19 protein-coding genes and 1 pseudogene are annotated in these 16,337 nt (G+C 48.0%); 12 read left to right on the forward strand and 8 right to left on the reverse strand.

Going from position 1 to position 16,337, the window contains the following annotated elements; all coding sequences use genetic code 11:
- The first annotated feature begins 243 nt into the window (after positions 1-243).
- Positions 244-1,656 carry a DUF6880 family protein gene (locus IEW74_RS08150; RefSeq protein ID WP_188663680.1) on the forward strand — a complete coding sequence of 471 codons (1,413 nt, stop codon included), beginning with the start codon at positions 244-246 and terminating at the stop codon, positions 1,654-1,656.
- 49 nt (positions 1,657-1,705) lie between these two features.
- Positions 1,706-2,587, forward strand: coding sequence for a DUF1186 domain-containing protein (locus tag IEW74_RS08155; protein ID WP_188663900.1), 882 nt, complete (start codon positions 1,706-1,708; stop codon positions 2,585-2,587).
- A gap of 3 nt (positions 2,588-2,590) precedes the next feature.
- Here IEW74_RS08155 and IEW74_RS17535 read toward each other — a convergent pair whose 3' ends face one another.
- Entirely contained in the window at positions 2,591-3,064 is a 474-nt protein-coding gene (locus tag IEW74_RS17535) for a HigA family addiction module antitoxin (RefSeq protein WP_308419090.1), read from the reverse strand.
- A 192-nt stretch (positions 3,065-3,256) separates the two neighbouring features.
- A complete protein-coding gene (locus IEW74_RS08165) occupies positions 3,257-3,697 on the reverse strand; it encodes a DUF411 domain-containing protein (RefSeq protein WP_188663684.1) in 441 nt (146 codons plus the stop codon).
- 104 nt (positions 3,698-3,801) lie between these two features.
- Between IEW74_RS08165 and IEW74_RS08170 the strand changes: the two genes are divergently transcribed.
- A complete protein-coding gene (locus tag IEW74_RS08170; RefSeq protein ID WP_188663686.1) occupies positions 3,802-4,668 on the forward strand; it encodes a mannose-1-phosphate guanylyltransferase in 867 nt (288 codons plus the stop codon).
- Here IEW74_RS08170 and pip read toward each other — a convergent pair.
- Positions 4,656-5,615 (reverse strand): prolyl aminopeptidase, encoded by a 960-nt coding sequence (gene pip / locus IEW74_RS08175; RefSeq protein ID WP_188663688.1) that lies wholly within the window; start codon positions 5,613-5,615, stop codon positions 4,656-4,658. The two genes, IEW74_RS08170 and pip, sit on opposite strands and share 13 nt — an antisense overlap.
- On the reverse strand, positions 5,615-6,412 hold the full coding sequence (locus IEW74_RS08180; RefSeq protein ID WP_188663690.1) for a thermonuclease family protein: 798 nt from the start codon (positions 6,410-6,412) through the stop codon (positions 5,615-5,617). Before IEW74_RS08180 ends, pip begins: the two co-directional genes overlap by 1 nt.
- A 3-nt stretch (positions 6,413-6,415) precedes the next feature.
- Between IEW74_RS08180 and IEW74_RS08185 the strand changes: the two genes are divergently transcribed.
- The 4 genes from IEW74_RS08185 (at position 6,416) to IEW74_RS08200 (ending at position 10,755) form a co-directional block, all read left to right on the forward strand.
- Positions 6,416-7,903, forward strand: a complete 1,488-nt coding sequence (locus IEW74_RS08185; protein ID WP_188663691.1) for a carboxypeptidase M32 — start codon at positions 6,416-6,418, stop codon at positions 7,901-7,903.
- Positions 7,904-7,928: 25 nt separating this feature from the next.
- Positions 7,929-8,429, forward strand: coding sequence for a hypothetical protein (locus IEW74_RS08190; RefSeq protein ID WP_188663692.1), 501 nt, complete (start codon positions 7,929-7,931; stop codon positions 8,427-8,429).
- Positions 8,430-8,565: 136 nt separating this feature from the next.
- Positions 8,566-9,078, forward strand: a complete 513-nt coding sequence (locus IEW74_RS08195; RefSeq protein ID WP_188663694.1) for an SspB family protein — start codon at positions 8,566-8,568, stop codon at positions 9,076-9,078.
- Positions 9,079-9,147: 69 nt separating this feature from the next.
- Positions 9,148-10,755: a fumarate hydratase gene (locus IEW74_RS08200; protein WP_188663696.1), complete on the forward strand. Its 1,608-nt coding sequence runs from the start codon at positions 9,148-9,150 to the stop codon at positions 10,753-10,755.
- An 82-nt stretch (positions 10,756-10,837) separates the two neighbouring features.
- On the opposite strand, the gene IEW74_RS08205 is transcribed toward IEW74_RS08200, so the two are convergent.
- Entirely contained in the window at positions 10,838-11,119 is a 282-nt protein-coding gene (locus IEW74_RS08205) for a ribbon-helix-helix domain-containing protein (protein WP_308419091.1), read from the reverse strand.
- 145 nt (positions 11,120-11,264) lie between these two features.
- Here IEW74_RS08205 and gcvA point away from each other — a divergent pair, with 145 nt between their 5' ends.
- Positions 11,265-12,182 carry a transcriptional regulator GcvA gene (gene gcvA / locus IEW74_RS08210; RefSeq protein ID WP_188663698.1) on the forward strand — a complete coding sequence of 306 codons (918 nt, stop codon included), beginning with the start codon at positions 11,265-11,267 and terminating at the stop codon, positions 12,180-12,182.
- Between the two features lie 81 nt (positions 12,183-12,263).
- Positions 12,264-12,992 carry a rhodoquinone biosynthesis methyltransferase RquA gene (gene rquA, locus IEW74_RS08215; RefSeq protein WP_188663700.1) on the forward strand — a complete coding sequence of 243 codons (729 nt, stop codon included), beginning with the start codon at positions 12,264-12,266 and terminating at the stop codon, positions 12,990-12,992.
- Here the strand turns inward: rquA and IEW74_RS08220 are convergent.
- Positions 12,985-13,614, reverse strand: a complete 630-nt coding sequence (locus tag IEW74_RS08220; protein ID WP_188663702.1) for a LysE family translocator — start codon at positions 13,612-13,614, stop codon at positions 12,985-12,987. The two genes, rquA and IEW74_RS08220, sit on opposite strands and share 8 nt — an antisense overlap.
- Positions 13,614-14,252, reverse strand: coding sequence for an alpha/beta family hydrolase (locus IEW74_RS08225; RefSeq protein WP_188663704.1), 639 nt, complete (start codon positions 14,250-14,252; stop codon positions 13,614-13,616). Before IEW74_RS08225 ends, IEW74_RS08220 begins: the two co-directional genes overlap by 1 nt.
- Before the next feature lie 84 nt (positions 14,253-14,336).
- Between IEW74_RS08225 and IEW74_RS08230 the strand changes: the two genes are divergently transcribed.
- The 3 genes and pseudogenes from IEW74_RS08230 to IEW74_RS08235 all read left to right on the forward strand — a co-directional run bounded on the left by IEW74_RS08230 (position 14,337) and on the right by IEW74_RS08235 (position 15,699).
- Positions 14,337-14,708 carry a VOC family protein gene (locus tag IEW74_RS08230; protein WP_188663706.1) on the forward strand — a complete coding sequence of 124 codons (372 nt, stop codon included), beginning with the start codon at positions 14,337-14,339 and terminating at the stop codon, positions 14,706-14,708.
- A gap of 292 nt (positions 14,709-15,000) precedes the next feature.
- Positions 15,001-15,201, forward strand: a pseudogene (locus tag IEW74_RS17500) (EamA family transporter); the annotation flags it as partial.
- Positions 15,202-15,207: 6 nt separating this feature from the next.
- The gene (locus tag IEW74_RS08235) at positions 15,208-15,699 is read left to right on the forward strand and encodes a DMT family transporter (protein ID WP_373283800.1); all 492 of its coding nucleotides are present in this window, start codon (positions 15,208-15,210) and stop codon (positions 15,697-15,699) included.
- On the opposite strand, the gene ybaK is transcribed toward IEW74_RS08235, so the two are convergent.
- A complete protein-coding gene (ybaK, locus tag IEW74_RS08240; protein WP_188663708.1) occupies positions 15,696-16,166 on the reverse strand; it encodes a Cys-tRNA(Pro) deacylase in 471 nt (156 codons plus the stop codon). The genes IEW74_RS08235 and ybaK overlap by 4 nt on opposite strands.
- Between the last annotated feature and the right edge of the window lie 171 nt (positions 16,167-16,337).

Raw genomic sequence — 16,337 nt, forward strand, 5'->3', positions numbered from 1 at the left:
CCAGAGCATCATCTGGTTGTCCGAATACTGCGATACCCAAAAGGCCGGTGATCGCACCGACAGTATGATTTTGACCCATACCAGCCCAGTATCTGAATTAATCAAGGACCGTGGAGTGAAATGTTCCGTATAGATACGGTAGCCATGACAGTTTTTTTGCTTTTTCTGTTGCAGACATGATTTCATTCCTTCTTTATAATTGCGTCAAGTATATCCGAAACTTGTCAAAGTGTTGAATATTCAATGGCTGCTTCGAAGAAGACCTTAAATGCTGCAAACCTCGAACAATTGGGTGCCAAACGGTTAGCCGAATTGTTGACGGAAATTTCCAAAGGGGATGCCGCAGCAAAGCGCAAACTCCGTCTGGAATTGGCGGGAAACCTTAGCCCCAAAGAAGCCGCCAAAGAAGTTCGCAAACGCTTGAATTCAATTGCACGATCTCGTTCTTTCATTGACTGGCATAAAGTCCGTGATGTGGGTACTGATCTTGAAGCCCAACTCAATGCCATATCCAAAACAGTAGCACCGAAGGAACCTGCCGAAGCGTTTGATTTGCTCAAGAAGTTTCTATCGCTGGCGGAGAATATTTTTGAACGCAGTGACGATGGCAGCGGTTATCTGGGAAGTATATTTGATCAAGCCCGTGAAGATATGGCAGCGATTGCCCCAAACGCGAATCTTAATCCCATTGATACGGCAGATTACGTTCTTACCTGTATCAAAGACAATGGATATGGCGAATATGATGGATTAATTTCCATCTTAGCACCCATCATGAAAGAAGGTGGTTTGAAACATCTGAAAAAATCCGTTCTGGATTGGGGGAAAGAAGCCATCAGCATGCCTGATGATGAACGTGATTTCAGATATTATGATGAAGACACATACAAACGTTATCGTGACGATCATGTGAAATATGCTTTACAGGAAATCGCGGATGCACAAGGTGATGTCGATGGTTTTATCGCTCAATATACAGAAGATAATCAAACGGTTCCCGTAATCGCGGCTGAGATTGCAGATCGATTGTTAAATGCAGGGCGCATTGATGAAGCATGGACAGCAATCAATAAGGCAGAATCATCAAATCCATATATTTGGTCAGAATGGGAACATACCCGTATCAAGGTTCTGGAAGCCAAGGGTGACATAGATGAGGTGCAGAAATTCCGTTGGTCCTGTTTTGAACGATCCTTGAGTGCTGAACATCTAAAAGCCTATCTCAAACAACTTCCCGATTTCGATGATCTGGAAGCCGAAGAGAAAGCCTTCGAGTATGCCTACAATTATAAGCATCCGCTACAAGCATTAAGTTTTCTGCTCGATTGGGGGAAACTGGATTATGCTGCAAAATTCGTCATTGAACGTTGTGAGGAACTGGATGGTGATCGCTGGGAGTTTCTACCATCTGCGGCTCAAACCTTAGAAGAAAAGTCCCCACTGGCGGCAATGGTCATCTACCGCACCATGATTGATTATAATTTGGAGCATAACAAAAACACCCGCTACAAACATTCAGGCAAACATCTGATGAATTGTTATAGCCTTGCTACGATGATTGAAGACTATCAAGGGCTACCTTCACACGAAGAATATGTGCAGGGGTTGCAGAAAAAATATCCTCGCCGGGATAGTTTCTGGCGGCATGTTCAATAGGTTAGTGCTTTAACTGAATATCTCTTGGTTTAATTATGGAAAGACGAAAATGAATAACGACGAAATTCTGGCAGTTTTTGCAGAAACAACAAATGAATTACCAGAAGAAGCCTTACGATATTGCCTTGCGCATCAAGAGCAGGTCACACCCTATTTTTTGCAAAAATTGCAAGACTTCGTTGATGAAGATGGCGATAACTGGCAAGTCCATGAAGGTATCTTCTTTATCACTCATTTACTGGCGGACATGGAAGCGCAGCAAGCCTTTCCCCTTTTTATTCGCTTGCTTGAAAAAAATAACATCAACGCATTGGATGAAGCATTTGGTCCTGATTTAACAACTGTATCAGGTTCGTTGATATCAACATATAACGGAGACCAACAGGCATTGGAACGTATTATTATGGATGCAAGCCTGAATGAGTTTCATCGTGATTTTGCATTCAATGCATGGGGGTATCTTGTTGCTGATAACAGAATTGATAGAAAACACGCAGAGCAATTTTTAAAGAAATGCGGTGATGAAATGCTGCCAAGATCAGAAAATATGGTCTGGGGAGGCTGGCTGAGTAATTCATCCTTGCTGGGGTTTGAGAGCCTAAAGGAAGAAGGCTTGAAAATTATTGTCGATGGTCGGATGCCGGAGAGATTAACGTCATCAGATTATTATCTTAAAGACCTTGAAAATGGCATGGAAACACAAGACCGTAGCAAACTGTTTCATGAATTTCATGTGTACCCCTTTGAAGATATTATCGGCAACCTCAAGACTTGGGCAGCGTTTAATAAGCAAGATGATGTGCACCCTGCATATTCATGGAACCCCAGTCATCAAAATATGCCTGTCTTTAATGATTACAGAGATGTGGGACGCAACGATCCGTGCCCATGTGGGTCAGGGAAGAAATTCAAGAAGTGTTGTTTGCACTAAGTATTATTGTGTTGCCGTTTCACGGCACGGCGTGATTTCTGACAAATCAACTTTGGTGACAGACATGTCGTAAGCATTTTGCAAACGCAGCCAAAATTCCACGGTTGTACCAAAAAACTTGGACAGGCGCATGGCGGTTTCTACCGTAATCGCACGTTCGCCATTGACGATTGCAGTCATGCGATTGACGGGGACATGAAGTTCTTTTGCCAAACGATATGTTGTCATATCCAGTGGTTTCAGAAAATTTTCCAGAATGGTGTCCCCGAGAGGATTCGAACCTCCGGCCCTCAGATTCATACCCGCTACGGCTTTCGCCGCCACCGCGAACTTGCGGCTTTGTGGTCTGGACTTTCTCTTTGCCTTATCCCGAAGGACGTAGGCACCGCCCGTCAAGTCTCTGCACCTTCCCGAATGTTTTCGGGCTTGGCTCAGGATTACCAGTTTAAAGGCTTCCCTGAGTTTGAGCGGATTCATTAAGGCGTTTCCAACCTTAATGCCCAATTTCTCTTTTAGGAATCTGATGCTCTATCCTGCTGAGCTACGGGGACACTTAGGGCAAAATAGCAAAAAACCATCCAAAAGCAAGTTACAAAAAAAGCAGGCTATACAGATAACTGTAAGCCTGCTGTGAGGTTGTCGGTGGGGGATTATTGGCCTTTTTTTAAATCAGTGACGGGCAAAGGCGCTCATATTATTGTCTTCGTCAAAGAGAACGGTAACATAGTTGTCTTTCATGCCGCCCTGTTCCATGCCTGGTGAGCCCATCGGCATACCCGGGGCGGACAGGCCTTTGGCCTTGGGGCGTTCTTTAAGAAGGCGTTTTACGTCATCTGCCGGAACATGGCCTTCAACCACATAGCCGTCGATCATGGCGGTGTGGCAGGATTCCAGTTGTTCGGGGACGCCCATTTCTTTTTTGATGGTGTCCATATCTTCGCGTTTAATTTCCGTGACAGTAAAGCCATTGTCGCGCATATGTTCACTCCAGGCCGTACAACAGCCACAATAAGGCGACTTGTAAACGGTCACGTCTGTGGCGTGCGCATGTGTGAAAGCGGCGCTCATAAGAAAAACGCCGAGGATGGAAAAGAGTCTTAAGTACGTCATCTGAATGTCCTTTCGTCGGATTGTCACAAGAAAACATTATAATTAAGACCGAATTGTGACTTTCGCGTTGCTGGAAGGTTGAAAAAATAGGTATAAATCGCCCCATGACAGAGATAACAACCCTGCGCCCCGTTATTCTGGCCGGTGGATCGGGCACGCGCCTGCAACCGCTGTCCAGTGAAGGGCGACCAAAACAGTTCCTGCCTTTGTTGGATGACGACAGCCCCTTTCAGGAGGCACTGGAACGCATTGATATAGCTGAATGCCTGCTCCCCTTGGTCATTGCAAATGTCCGCCTGAAAGACCTTGTTCTGGAACAGGCCGATGATATCGCCTTTGATCTGGAAGACCTGTTGTTGGAGGTCGAAGGCAAAAACACCTTGGCGGCCTGTTTAAGTGCCGCCCTTTGGGCACAGGTGCGCGGGGAAAATTATCCCTTATTGATTTGTCCCAGCGACCATTTCATTGGTGATGAAACAGCCTTTTCGCGCGCCGTGATTGATGCGGCAAGTGCGGCAGAAAATGGCTGGATCGTCACCTTTGGGGCCGTGGCAGACCGACCTGTCACCCATTATGGCTATATCGAGGTCGGCACCCGCCTGCATGCCGGTTATAGCGGACATAAGGTCGAACGTTTTGTTGAAAAACCCGATGAAGAAACCGCCCGCGATTTACTGGCACAAGGGCGTTTTGTTTGGAATGCCGGTATATTTTGCGTCACACCGGAAACCTTGATTAAACTGGCCCAAACCCATTGCCCGGATATTTTACAGGCCTGCGAGGAAGCACTGAAACACAATCAGGATGGCATTCTGGATTATGGCCCCTGTGCATCGCAATCCCTTGATGTGGCCATTCTGGAAAAAACAGATCAGTGCGCGGTGGTGTCCCTGCTGACGTCATGGTCTGACCTTGGGACATGGCCCGGAATTTGGAAAGCCCTGCAATTAATCGCCGATCAGTCGGAATAGACTTTAAACGCCTGTGTGGCATTGACCAAAGCGTTGCGAATGCCGGGTTCCAGCGCACTATGCCCGGCATCGGGAACGATGATCAATTGAGAGTTCGGCCAACTGCGTGATAAGTGCTCAGCCGTCACAGGCGGGCAGACCACATCATATCGCCCCTGCACAATGATGCAGGGTAAATGAAGAATACGGTGCAGTTTGTTTAAAAGATGGTCTTTTTCCATGAAAAACTTGTGCTGGAAATAATGTGCTTCCATCCGGGCAAGACATAAGGTGCTGTGCGGGTCCGGTTGTCCGGGGTTGTGAAACGGCATGAGTGTCGCACAGGCTTCTTCATAAGCCGACCAGGAAACAGCCGCAGGTAAATGAATGTCCGAGTCAGGATGGTTAAGGCGGCGCACGTAATTATTTAAAATGTCTGTGCGTTCCTCTGTTGGTAGAAAATGAATAAAGGCGCGTGCCGCTTCGGGTTGGAAGGTGCCCATTTTATTGAGGAACCAGTCCCCTTCATAATCCTGGCCCATGAAAACACCGCGCAGAATGAAGCCTTTGCACCGGGCTGGATGGGCCACACCATAAGCCAGCGCCAAAGTACTGCCCCACGAGCCGCCAAACACAAACCAGCTATCGATTTTAAGCAAACGGCGCAGTTTTTCCAAATCAGCCACCAGATGATCGGTAGTATTGTGTTCGATAGAGGCCGCCGGGACAGACCGCCCGCAACCGCGTTGATCCAGTAAGACGATACGATAATGATCAGGGTCGAAAAAACGCCGATGCACCGGGGCGCACCCTGCCCCCGGCCCACCGTGTAAGAACAGGATCGGTTGTCCATCGGGGTTCCCGCATTCTTCCCAGTAAATCGAATGTCCATCGCCGACATCCAGCATGCCACTATGATTGGGGGAAAGCGCGGGAAACAGGTTTGATCCGTGATGATTAAAAGGCATTATTTTTCTATTACTTCCAATTGGGCCGGATGTTCGGGCGCTATCATAGGACCGTTTTGTTGAAAAACCCAGCCTCGAATACGCACGTCACGTTCCTTTAATGTGGGAAAGTCAAAACCGAATGCACGAAATTTTTTCTGCATCTTTTTCGAAACCTTAATCGTGAAGTCGCTGCGCCAGTTATTGCCAAAATTCAAATAGGTTGTGCCCTTAATCACCGCAACATCAATCACACGTCCCTCGACAATAGCGAATTTATCCAGCGCAATGGTTTCTGACAGGGCCGAATGGGCTTGACGTGTTTCCAACAAATAAAGATCGCGGATGAAGGCGGTTTCACCGGGATAGGGAAAGGGCGTTGCCTTGCCTTCGCGCACCAGTTCACCTTGAACCCAACGTCCGTCTTTTAAATACATATGGGCCGGTTTTCGACCATACCTGTCGGGTTTGTCTGATAACAGGCGCACAGTGACCCGGTCGCCTATTTTGACAAGATCGTTCAAACTTGTTGATTGCGGATCAAACAGCAGACCCGCCAGACGGATGTCACCGTTTTTTTCAAGGGTGACATGAAAGGGTAATTGGATATCTTTGATCGTATCGGTTACGGATTGGGCGAATGCCCCCTTGACCCAAAAGCCCGATAGCCCCACAAACAACAGAGTGGAAATAAGGTAAAGATAGCTTGGAATGAACCGCTTCACACTGCTTGCCATAATGATTACGTTGGGACTGCTGCTGGCATTGGGCCAAATGAGCCGTCTGGGATTATTGAATTGAAACAACAAGAAGAACATGACATGAGCCGCGCTTACACACAATTGGAAAAGAAATTTAAACGGACCGAGGTTTTGGGCGAAGCCTCGGCAATGTTACAGTGGGATATGGCGGCCATGATGCCCAAAGGCGGCGCTGAAGCCCGCGCCGAACAGCTTGCCTTACTGGCAACTTTGCAACATTCCATGATGACGGAACCGGCTGTGGCTGATTTGCTGGACGAGGCCGAAGCTGACAACGATCTGGATGACTGGCAAGCGGCAAACCTTTATGAAATGCGCCGCACCTATACCCATGCAACCGCCTTGGACGAAGATTTGGTCGAGGCCATGTCGCGCGCGACCTCAACCTGTGAAGGCATTTGGCGTGAAGCCCGCCCGAATGGTGATTTTGCCCGTGTCGTTCCGGCTTTGAAAGAAGTCCTGAATCTGTCGCGTCAATCCGCACAGGCCAAAGCGCAAAAACTGGGCTGCGCTCTTTATGATGCCTTGCTTGATCAATATGAACCCGGTGGGAAAGCAGCAGATATCGACCCGATTTTTGCCCGGCTTGAAAAATTTTTACCCGATTTTCTCCAATCCGTTCTGGAAAAACAAAAAGGCAAAGCACCGATCCGTCCCTCAGGTCCGTTTGCCATCGAAAAACAAGAAGCCCTGGGACGTAAATTTATGTCTGACTTGGGCTTTGATTTTGATCATGGCCGTCTGGATGTCAGTGCCCATCCGTTTTGCGGGGGTGTGCCCGACGATATCCGCCTGACAACCCGTTATGATGAAAATGATTTTACCTCTGCCATGATGGGGGTTCTGCATGAAACCGGACATGCTCTTTATGAACGGGGATTGCCGAAAGAATGGCGTTATAACCCGGTTGGTGCGGCACGGGGCATGAGTATGCATGAAAGCCAGTCTTTGCTGGTGGAAATGCAGGTTTGTCGTTCCGATGCATTTTTACGTTATGCCGTCCCCCATATGACGGCGGCCTTTCAGGGCAAGGGCGAAGCATGGAACCTTGAAAACTTTATCCGCCTGTATCGCGAAGTCAAACCCGGTTTTATTCGCGTCGATGCCGACGAGGTCACCTATCCTGCCCATGTGATTTTACGTTACAAGCTGGAACGCGCCTTGATCGAAGGCGATATGGAAATTGAAGATATCCCGGGTGCATGGAACGCATTGATGGAAAAAATGCTTGGGATCCGGCCCGAAAGTGATCGTGATGGATGCATGCAGGATATTCACTGGTTTGACGGTGCGTGGGGATATTTCCCGACTTATACCTTGGGCGCAATGACAGCCGCACAGATTTTTGACGCCGCCCAAAAAGCCTTGCCCGGTCTGGATGAAGATATTGCGCAGGGGCGTTTTACGCGACTGATGGATTGGCTTGGGGCCAACGTACATGGGCAAGGTTCAAAACTTTCTACACCAGAACTTTTAAAACATGCCACAGGCAAAACCCTTGATCCCGAGGTGTTTATTACTCATCTTAAAAAGAGATATATGGATTGAGAAGAAAAAGACGGGCGGAGTAACCATGCATAAAAGAATCGTTGAAAAGAATTTAAAAACACTGGATGCGGAACGGGCCAACTATTTCAACGATGTGATTGGTTACCTCGAAGACATTGAAGAAACACAACGTTTCCCCAATCTCGTTTATTTAACGTTGAAGGATATCCTTGATATTGCCCCAACCTATATCGAGAAAAAAGCCTTTGCCTTGTTGTTGCTGAAATTTGTGACCCATCATCGTCTGGAATTACAAAAAATCATCTTCGACAAAGAATATCTTTATGATGAAAATGTTTTGCGCAAAGTAACCGGAAAGCTCATTGAGGCCATCGTGGACCAAACCATTCAGGGATATGAAGAGGGCCAGATTGATACGGGCGAAGCCGTGGTGCAGAAATACACCTATCCATATCGCGCAATGGACCTTGTTGATGTCGACGATGAAGAAGAACTGGAACGCGCAAAACAAGAAGAACACCGCCGCCAAGCCGCCTATACAGGGCCAGAACGTCGCCGCAGATAAAGCGGTGCTGGACCCTTTAATTTTCTCTATACCAAAGGTTGGTACAAGAGGGATGGAAAAATAAGTTTACCTTGCTCTGCGTTCGGTTCTATATTGAGGGCAAGTTATAGTATTTTCCAAGCCAAGAAAGCTTTTCATGGATATCATGGACACCTTACGATACGACCGCTGGATCGAAGACGCACTAAAAAGCGTGGTGCGCAAAGCCCTGACCTATTGTCAGGAAAACGGCCTGCCGGGCGACCATCATTTTTATATTACATTTGCAACCGATCATCCCGATGTGATCATGCCCGACAGCTTGCGTGATCAATATCCGGAAGAAATCACAATTGTGATTGAACACGAATATTGGGATCTGGAAGTGACGCAAGATTACTTTGATGTGGTTTTGAGCTTCAGCGAAGTAAAAACACCGATCCACGTGCCGTTTGAGGCCGTTACAGGGTTTGCCGATCCGAGCGTGAAATTTGGATTACAGTTCAAGATGGAAATGCTTGATCCGGAAGATCTGGATGACGACGACATGATGGATGATGACGACGAAGACATGATGCAATCGCAATCGGATGAAGAGAAGACATCCGATACCCCTGAAGAGGGCAAAGACAATGTGATTGCACTGGATGCCTTTCGCAATAAGAAATAGTTTTTTTCGGGCTGGATTTCTTCCAGCCCCTTTTTTTGTTTCACAGACCTATTGAATGAGAAGATAGAGATGAGCGATTCCGTTTATTATGACATGTTTCCTGTGGGTGATGACACCACTCAATATCGTAAACTAACTTCGGATTTTGTATCCACGATCGAGGTCGATGGCAAAGAGGTGTTGAAAGTTGATCCCGAAGCCATCCGTTTATTGACCAAAGAAGCGTTCAAGGAAATCTCTCATAAACTGCGCCCGGCCCATATGAAACAGGTTGCCAGCATTCTGGATGACCCGGAAGCATCTGATAACGACCGTTTTGTCGCCCTTGAAATGATCAAGAACGCAACCATTGCCGCCGATGGTATTTTGCCGCTTTGTCAGGATACGGGAACGGCGATTGTTATGGGCAAACGTGGGAAATATTGCTGGGTTGATGGGCAAGACGAAGAGGCCATTTCCCAAGGTGTTGCACAAGCTTATACTGACCTGAACCTGCGTTATTCGCAAGTCTCACCTGTCGATATGTATGAAGAAGTCAACACAGGCAATAACCTGCCCGCACAGATTGACCTTTATGCAACCGAAGGCAATGCCTATAAATTTATGTTTATGGCAAAAGGCGGCGGGTCGGCAAACAAGACCTATCTGTATCAACAGACCAAAGCCTTGTTAAACCCCGCCTCCCTGAAAGCATTTTTGGATGAAAAAATCCGCACATTGGGAACAGCCGCCTGTCCGCCCTACCACCTTGCGATCACTATCGGTGGGACATCGGCAGAAACCAACCTGAAAACAACCAAGCTGGCCTCTGCAAAATATCTGGATAACCTGCCGACAAGCGGCGGCGATAAAGGGCAAGCGTTCCGCGATGTGGAATTTGAACAGGAAGTCCTGAAAATGACACAGGACATGGGCATGGGTGCCCAGTTTGGCGGTAAATATTTCTGCCATGATGTGCGTGTCGTCCGCCTGCCACGTCATGGTGCAAGCTGCCCGGTTTCCATCGGTGTGTCTTGTTCCGCAGACCGTCAGTTGTTTGCAAAAATCACCAAGGACGGTGTCTTCATCGAACAATTGTGCGATAACCCGGCAGATTATTTGCCCATCGCTGACGCTGAAAGCGCACAGGAAGTGTCCATCGATTTGAATCAGCCTATGGCAGATATCCTGAAAACCCTGTCTGAATATCCGGTGAAAACCCGTGTGAAAATGACAGGTACCATGATTGTGGCGCGCGATATCGCCCATGCCAAGCTGAAAGAACTGCTGGATGCAGGCAAGGAATTGCCGCAGTATTTCAAAGATCACCCGGTTTATTATGCCGGTCCAGCCAAAACACCAGAAGGGTATGCCTCTGGTTCCTTCGGTCCGACAACAGCCGGACGTATGGACGCTTATGTTGACCTGTTCCAAGCCAATGGCGGGTCCATGTTAATGGTCGCCAAAGGAAACCGTTCACAAGCTGTAACGGATGCTTGCAACAAACATGGTGGCTTCTATCTGGGGTCTATCGGTGGGGTTGCTGCGGAATTGACGCAAAAATCCATCAAAAAAATGGAATGTCTGGAATATCCTGAACTGGGTATGGAAGCCATTTGGAAAATCGAAGTTGAAGATTTCCCCGCGTTTATCATCGTGGATGACAAAGGCAACGATTTCTTCAAAGAATTCGTGTAATTACAAAACAAAACGCCCCTGTGTCAAAACAGGGGCTTTTCTTCAAAGGCTCTCCGGCAATTATGCTGCGGGAGCCTTTATTTTATCGGCGGGTATTTTCCAGAATAAAGACACGAATTGCACTGGACAGATTGCCTGTGCGTTCTTTGTCAATTTCGGTGATCAGCGCATTCATCGACATGTCGCGTTCATCCGCGAGGTCTTTCAGCGCATCCCAAAAGGCATTTTCCAAGGATACACTGGTCCCGTGTCCGGCAATCGTTACCGATCTTTTTCGTAAAGAAAGTTTTTCAGTCATAAGTGGCACAGCCATTCCGCGATGTTCCCAGTAAATGTTAACCGCTTGTGCAGATTGCGTCATCATATTGTCGAAACTCCCCGTGAGAAAATTTAATTGTTTAGCTCTATTGGCTTTTTGTTTTTCTTATTTCTTTATTCTTATGCCTTTCCATTGCCTTGAACAAACGATAAGATTTCATTGATATGTTGAATTTAATTCATGTGAAGTAATGTCCAGATCCCTTCCCCCTCTTCCTCAATTACGGTCTTTTGAAGCGGCCGCCCGGCTTTTAAGCTTTAAACAAGCTGCGGAAGACCTGCATGTCACACCGTCTGCCGTCTCTCATGCCGTACAGGCCTTGGAAGATTATCTTGGGGTGAAACTGTTTCACCGTATTGCAAAAGGAAAACGACAAGACAAGGCCTTGCGATTAAGCGATGCGGGCAAGGCGCTTTTACCCAGTTTGACACGTTCTTTTGATGAGATTGAAAAGGCGGTTGTCTCGGTTATGGCACAAGGGGCCGCCGATATTTTAACGGTGGCAACCGCACCGATCTTTGCAAAATCATGGTTGATGCCGCGCTTGCATCGTTTTGTCAGTGCTTATCCCGATGTCAATATTCGGGTCAATTCCACCTTAAATCCGACCGAAAGCCTGTCCGGGCAATTTGATGTCGGCTTGATGTACGGGCGAGGCGTTTGGCCGGGTTTGGTCTGTGAAATGCTTTTCCCGGAAACAATGGTACCGGTCTGTTCACCAACGTTAATTCAACAAGCGGCTCCCCTCACCTGCCCGCAGGACCTTGCGGGCCATACCTTAATCCATAGTGAGGCACGCCTGACGTCATGGTCCATGTGGCTGGAAAATGCAGGTGTGGAAGGTATTAACCCGGCAAAGGGACTGCATTTCAACCGCGCCACCCTTGCCATTGCAGCCGCCATTAACGGATTGGGGGTGGCATTGGAAGGAAAAACCGCCGTGTTGGACGAATTACAAAGCGGGGAGTTGATTATCCCCTTCGAAGCCCCGGTCATGCCGGACCAACAAGACGGTTATTATCTCGCCTATCCCGAAGGACGCGGCGATATTGAAAAAGTCGTTCTCTTTCGAAAATGGGTGCAAGAAGAAGCAGCTATGCAAAATTGACGGAGCTATGCCCCAAAACCGTCACTTTACGTGCATTCAAAAGTATGAATATATTTTAGAACGTATCAAATGAGGGGGCTCATGACTTTTTATAGAAAGCAGGATGGCGATACATCTGCTGCACAGGCCTGTGCGTCAACATCAACAGGCGTGCCGGACTATTTGCGCGAAACCTATACATGGGCCTATTTGAATCCTAAAACAGTGCCGTGGCTGAGTTCCGCTCCTGTGGTGGCCGCTATTTTGTGGGGCAACGCATCGCGTTTGATCCGTAAAACGGTGGAAGAGATTGAACCGGGCACGCGCGTCTTGCAGGCCGCCGCCGTTTATGGACGGTTTTCAACCAAACTTGCACAGGCTGTTGGTGAAAACGGCCAACTTGATGTGATCGACATTGCCCCTATTCAGGTGGAAACGGCACGCAAACGGGTTCAAGGCATGAACCAAGCCAAGGTAATGATCGGGGATGCGTCTGTTGTGCGTTCAACCCCATATGATACGGTGGTTTGTTTTTTCTTGCTGCATGAAGTCCCGGAAGCCATGAAAAACAAAATTGTTTCGGCTTTACTCGCATCCACAAAGCCGGGCGGCAAAGTCGTGTTTGTCGATTATCACAAACCTTCCCCGCTTCATCCGTTAAAGCCCGTTATGAGCAAGATTTTTGACTGGCTGGAACCTTTTGCAAAAGGTCTGTGGCACAAGGAAATTGAGGAATATGCACCAGACAACAACGATGTTATCTGGCGCAAAGAAACCTTGTTTGGCGGTATGTATCAAAAAGTGGTTGCCGAACGCCGCAAACCTACTTGATTAAATGTTCCCATAACATCAAACCTGCGAAAAACAGCAGGAAAGCCCCGGTCGTCGCATTCACCGTTTTTTGAACACGCGGACGCGACAGCCACGCCTTAACCGCGTCCGCTGCCCAAGCCAATGGGGCTTGCCATAAAACATTAATCAGGACCAAGACAAGGGCAAGGATAACCAATTGCAAAGTGACCTGCCCTTTTTCTGGATCAACAAAGTTCGGCAGCAAGGCCAAAAACAGGATAATGACTTTCGGATTCAGCAAGTTGCACACCGTGGCGTCGATCATGGCCTTTTTCCACGTAATCTGCGGACCTTGGCTATCAAACTTCAGGGTTGTCCCCCGAAAGCCCTGAATGCCGATCCATGCCAGATAGGCCGCCCCGAAGGTCGCCACCAATTTAAACAAAATGGGGCTGGAAGCAATGATGACGGAGATACCGAAAATCGCCAGCAAGGTATGACCAACCAGCCCGATTTGCACCCCAAGAACCGTTGCAAACCCGACATTACGCCCTGAATTCAAGGCATAGCGCAAAATCAAAACCGTATCAGGACCGGGGGAAAGCACAATGGCCCCGGCCGTAAGTGCAAAGGCCAGTAAAGTTGCAGGATCAATCGGCATCACACATGTTCTTTCAACCAGTTTGCAATCGCGTCAATGGCTTCCATCTGGTTTTCACGCATGGTCCGCCCGGATAAAACGCGCGGTTTAAGGTCGTGATCCCCGTCATCGGCCCAATGAAAATCAATTGTATCGGGCAAGCCATATTCGACAACCTCGTCCCACCAACCAAAACTGTCGCGTGCGCCTTGGCAAATCAATGTCGGGGTTTTAAGCGTCATCAGATGATCAATACGCAGATATTCTTTTTCTGACTTGCCCAAGGGATGAAACGGATACCCGGTCACGCAGACACCCTTAACCGGGGCACCTTCATCTTCCAACTCGGCCGCAACCATTGTCGCCATACGTCCCCCCAGTGATTTTCCACCGATGAACAGTTTCTCACTACCGCCAAGGTCCGTTATAACCTCCCGCCAGGCCTTCAACAATTTGGGTGTGCGATCTGGCGGACGTTTCTTGCCCGTTTCCCGGCGTTTTTGCATATAGGGAAATTCAAAACGAACAACGCGTATATCGCGTTCGCCCAGCCCTTCAGCAACGCGTTCCATGAACTTGCTATCCATTTGTGCACCAGCGCCGTGGGCATAAACAAACGTAATATCGGCATTTTCGGGGCCGTTGAACAAATAGTTCATGGTATTTTCCTTTTGAATTGTGTAAGGCCTTCGCCTAGAGTTTAGACAACATTAAGCTAACGCAAATAAAAAAGGATGCAAGCCATGCTCAACGCGATTGATGCAATTCGTATTTTTTCCGGTGATTTTGAAGAAACACGGGACTTTTTTGTCAATGCATTAGGGTTCGTCATCGGGTTTGAGGGCGAGGGGGTCGCCGTTTACGATTTGGCAGGAACTAAATTGATTCTGGAAGAATTGGACCTGAGCGAACCGGAAGCCGCCGGCATGGTTGGGCGTTTTACCGGCATTTCCTTTGCTGTTGATGATATTGACACTGCCTATAAAGACTTGAAAGCCAAGGGTGTTCATTTCGAAGGAAAGCCGGAACGCGAAGAATGGGGCGGCGCGCTCGCTCATTTCCGTGACCCGGCCAACAATGTCTTTACCCTGGTTCAATATCCGCAACAAAACTAATCACCAAGTCCGAATGTGGCGAGAAAGCCCGCACGACCATCGCTATCCTGCCCTGACATATAAAATTTAGGAAGGATAAGAGATGGGACGTATGCGGGCTTTTGATTGGGGACTCCTTCTAACATTGTCCCTTTTGTGGGGCGGGTCATTCTTTTTTACCGAAATCGCCTTGCGTGAAATTACCCCCCTTGTCACCGTCTGGGGGCGCGTGGCTTTGGCTTGCATCATCCTTTGGGCCATCCTTCGGTTTCGGGGTGTACGTGTGAGGTGAGATCGACGACTCTGGGCCGCTTTTCTTGTTATGGGCTGTTTGAATAATGTCATCCCTTTCAGTCTAATCGTCTGGGGACAGCAGGAAATCAGCGGCTCTCTTGCCTCTATTTTCAATGCGACAACACCTTTTTTCACCGTAATTCTTGCGCAGTTTTTAACACAGGATGAACGTTTGACCCTGCCCAAAGTCATAGGGCTTGTGGTCGGATTTTCCGGTGTCGTTCTTATGGTCGGGATGGAAGCTCTTCATGGTTTGGCAAGCGCATTTTGGTCCCAAGCAGCTATTTTGTTGGCAGCTATTTCTTACGGATGCGCAGCGATTTGGGGCCGGCGGTTTAAGGGGATAGATCCGATGGTGAGCGCCACCGGACAGGTCACGGCCTCAAGCCTGATTATGACACCTCTGGCCTTATGGTTTGGGTTCCCCCACGGCTATTTTATACCGTCCGGTGATGTTCTGGGGGCCATATTGGGGATTGCCTGTCTGTGTACCGTGGCTGCTTATATTCTGTATTTCAAAATATTGGAAACCAGCGGCGCTACCAATTTAATGTTGGTGACATTCCTGATCCCGCTGAGTGCGATTGCACTGGGCAATGTCTTTTTGCAGGAAACATTGTCCACGGACCAAATCACAGGAATGGTTTTAATCTTGTTAGGCTTACTCATCATGGACGGACGAATGCTGCGCAGCATTCGTTTTAAAACAATAGGCTAAGTCTTGGCGATCGTAGAAAATTGTGCTCGGGTCAAGCTTTGCAAATCTATGGGGCTAAGCTCAATTTCAAGACCACGTTTACCGGCACTGACAAAAATGGTGTCTTGTCCTTGTGCGCTGTCATCAATGAGCGTTGGCAATGATTTTTTTTGACCCAACGGACTGACCCCGCCCAAAACATACCCCGTTGTGGATTGCACTTTGCGCGCATCCGCCATAATCGCCTTTTTGACCTTCAGTGACTTGGCCGCAGCTTTTAGATCCAACATCGTATTTACAGGGACAATACAGACCGCCAACTGGTTTTGATCCGTGGCAACAACCAGTGTTTTGAAAACCCGGTTCATCGCAATATTCATTTTCTCAGCAGCCTCTTCCCCATAGGAAGGGGCACCGGGGTCGTGTTCATATTGATGGATTTGAAACGGGATCTTTTTCTTTTTTGCCAAATCAATAGCGGGGGTCATGCAAATCAACCAAGTTGTTGTCTCAGATCAGGCCCATAAAATCCTACAGAGAAACGCGTCTGTCAAATGTCATAAAAGATATATCGGGCGAATCAGTCTTTCTCTGCAGATTTATCCCCGACAGACCGAGTGTCATATTTGATACTTAGAGAGGAAAAAAAACCATTTTCT

Source organism: Terasakiella brassicae, from assembly GCF_014641495.1.
Lineage (GTDB): Bacteria > Pseudomonadota > Alphaproteobacteria > Rhodospirillales > Terasakiellaceae > Terasakiella > Terasakiella brassicae.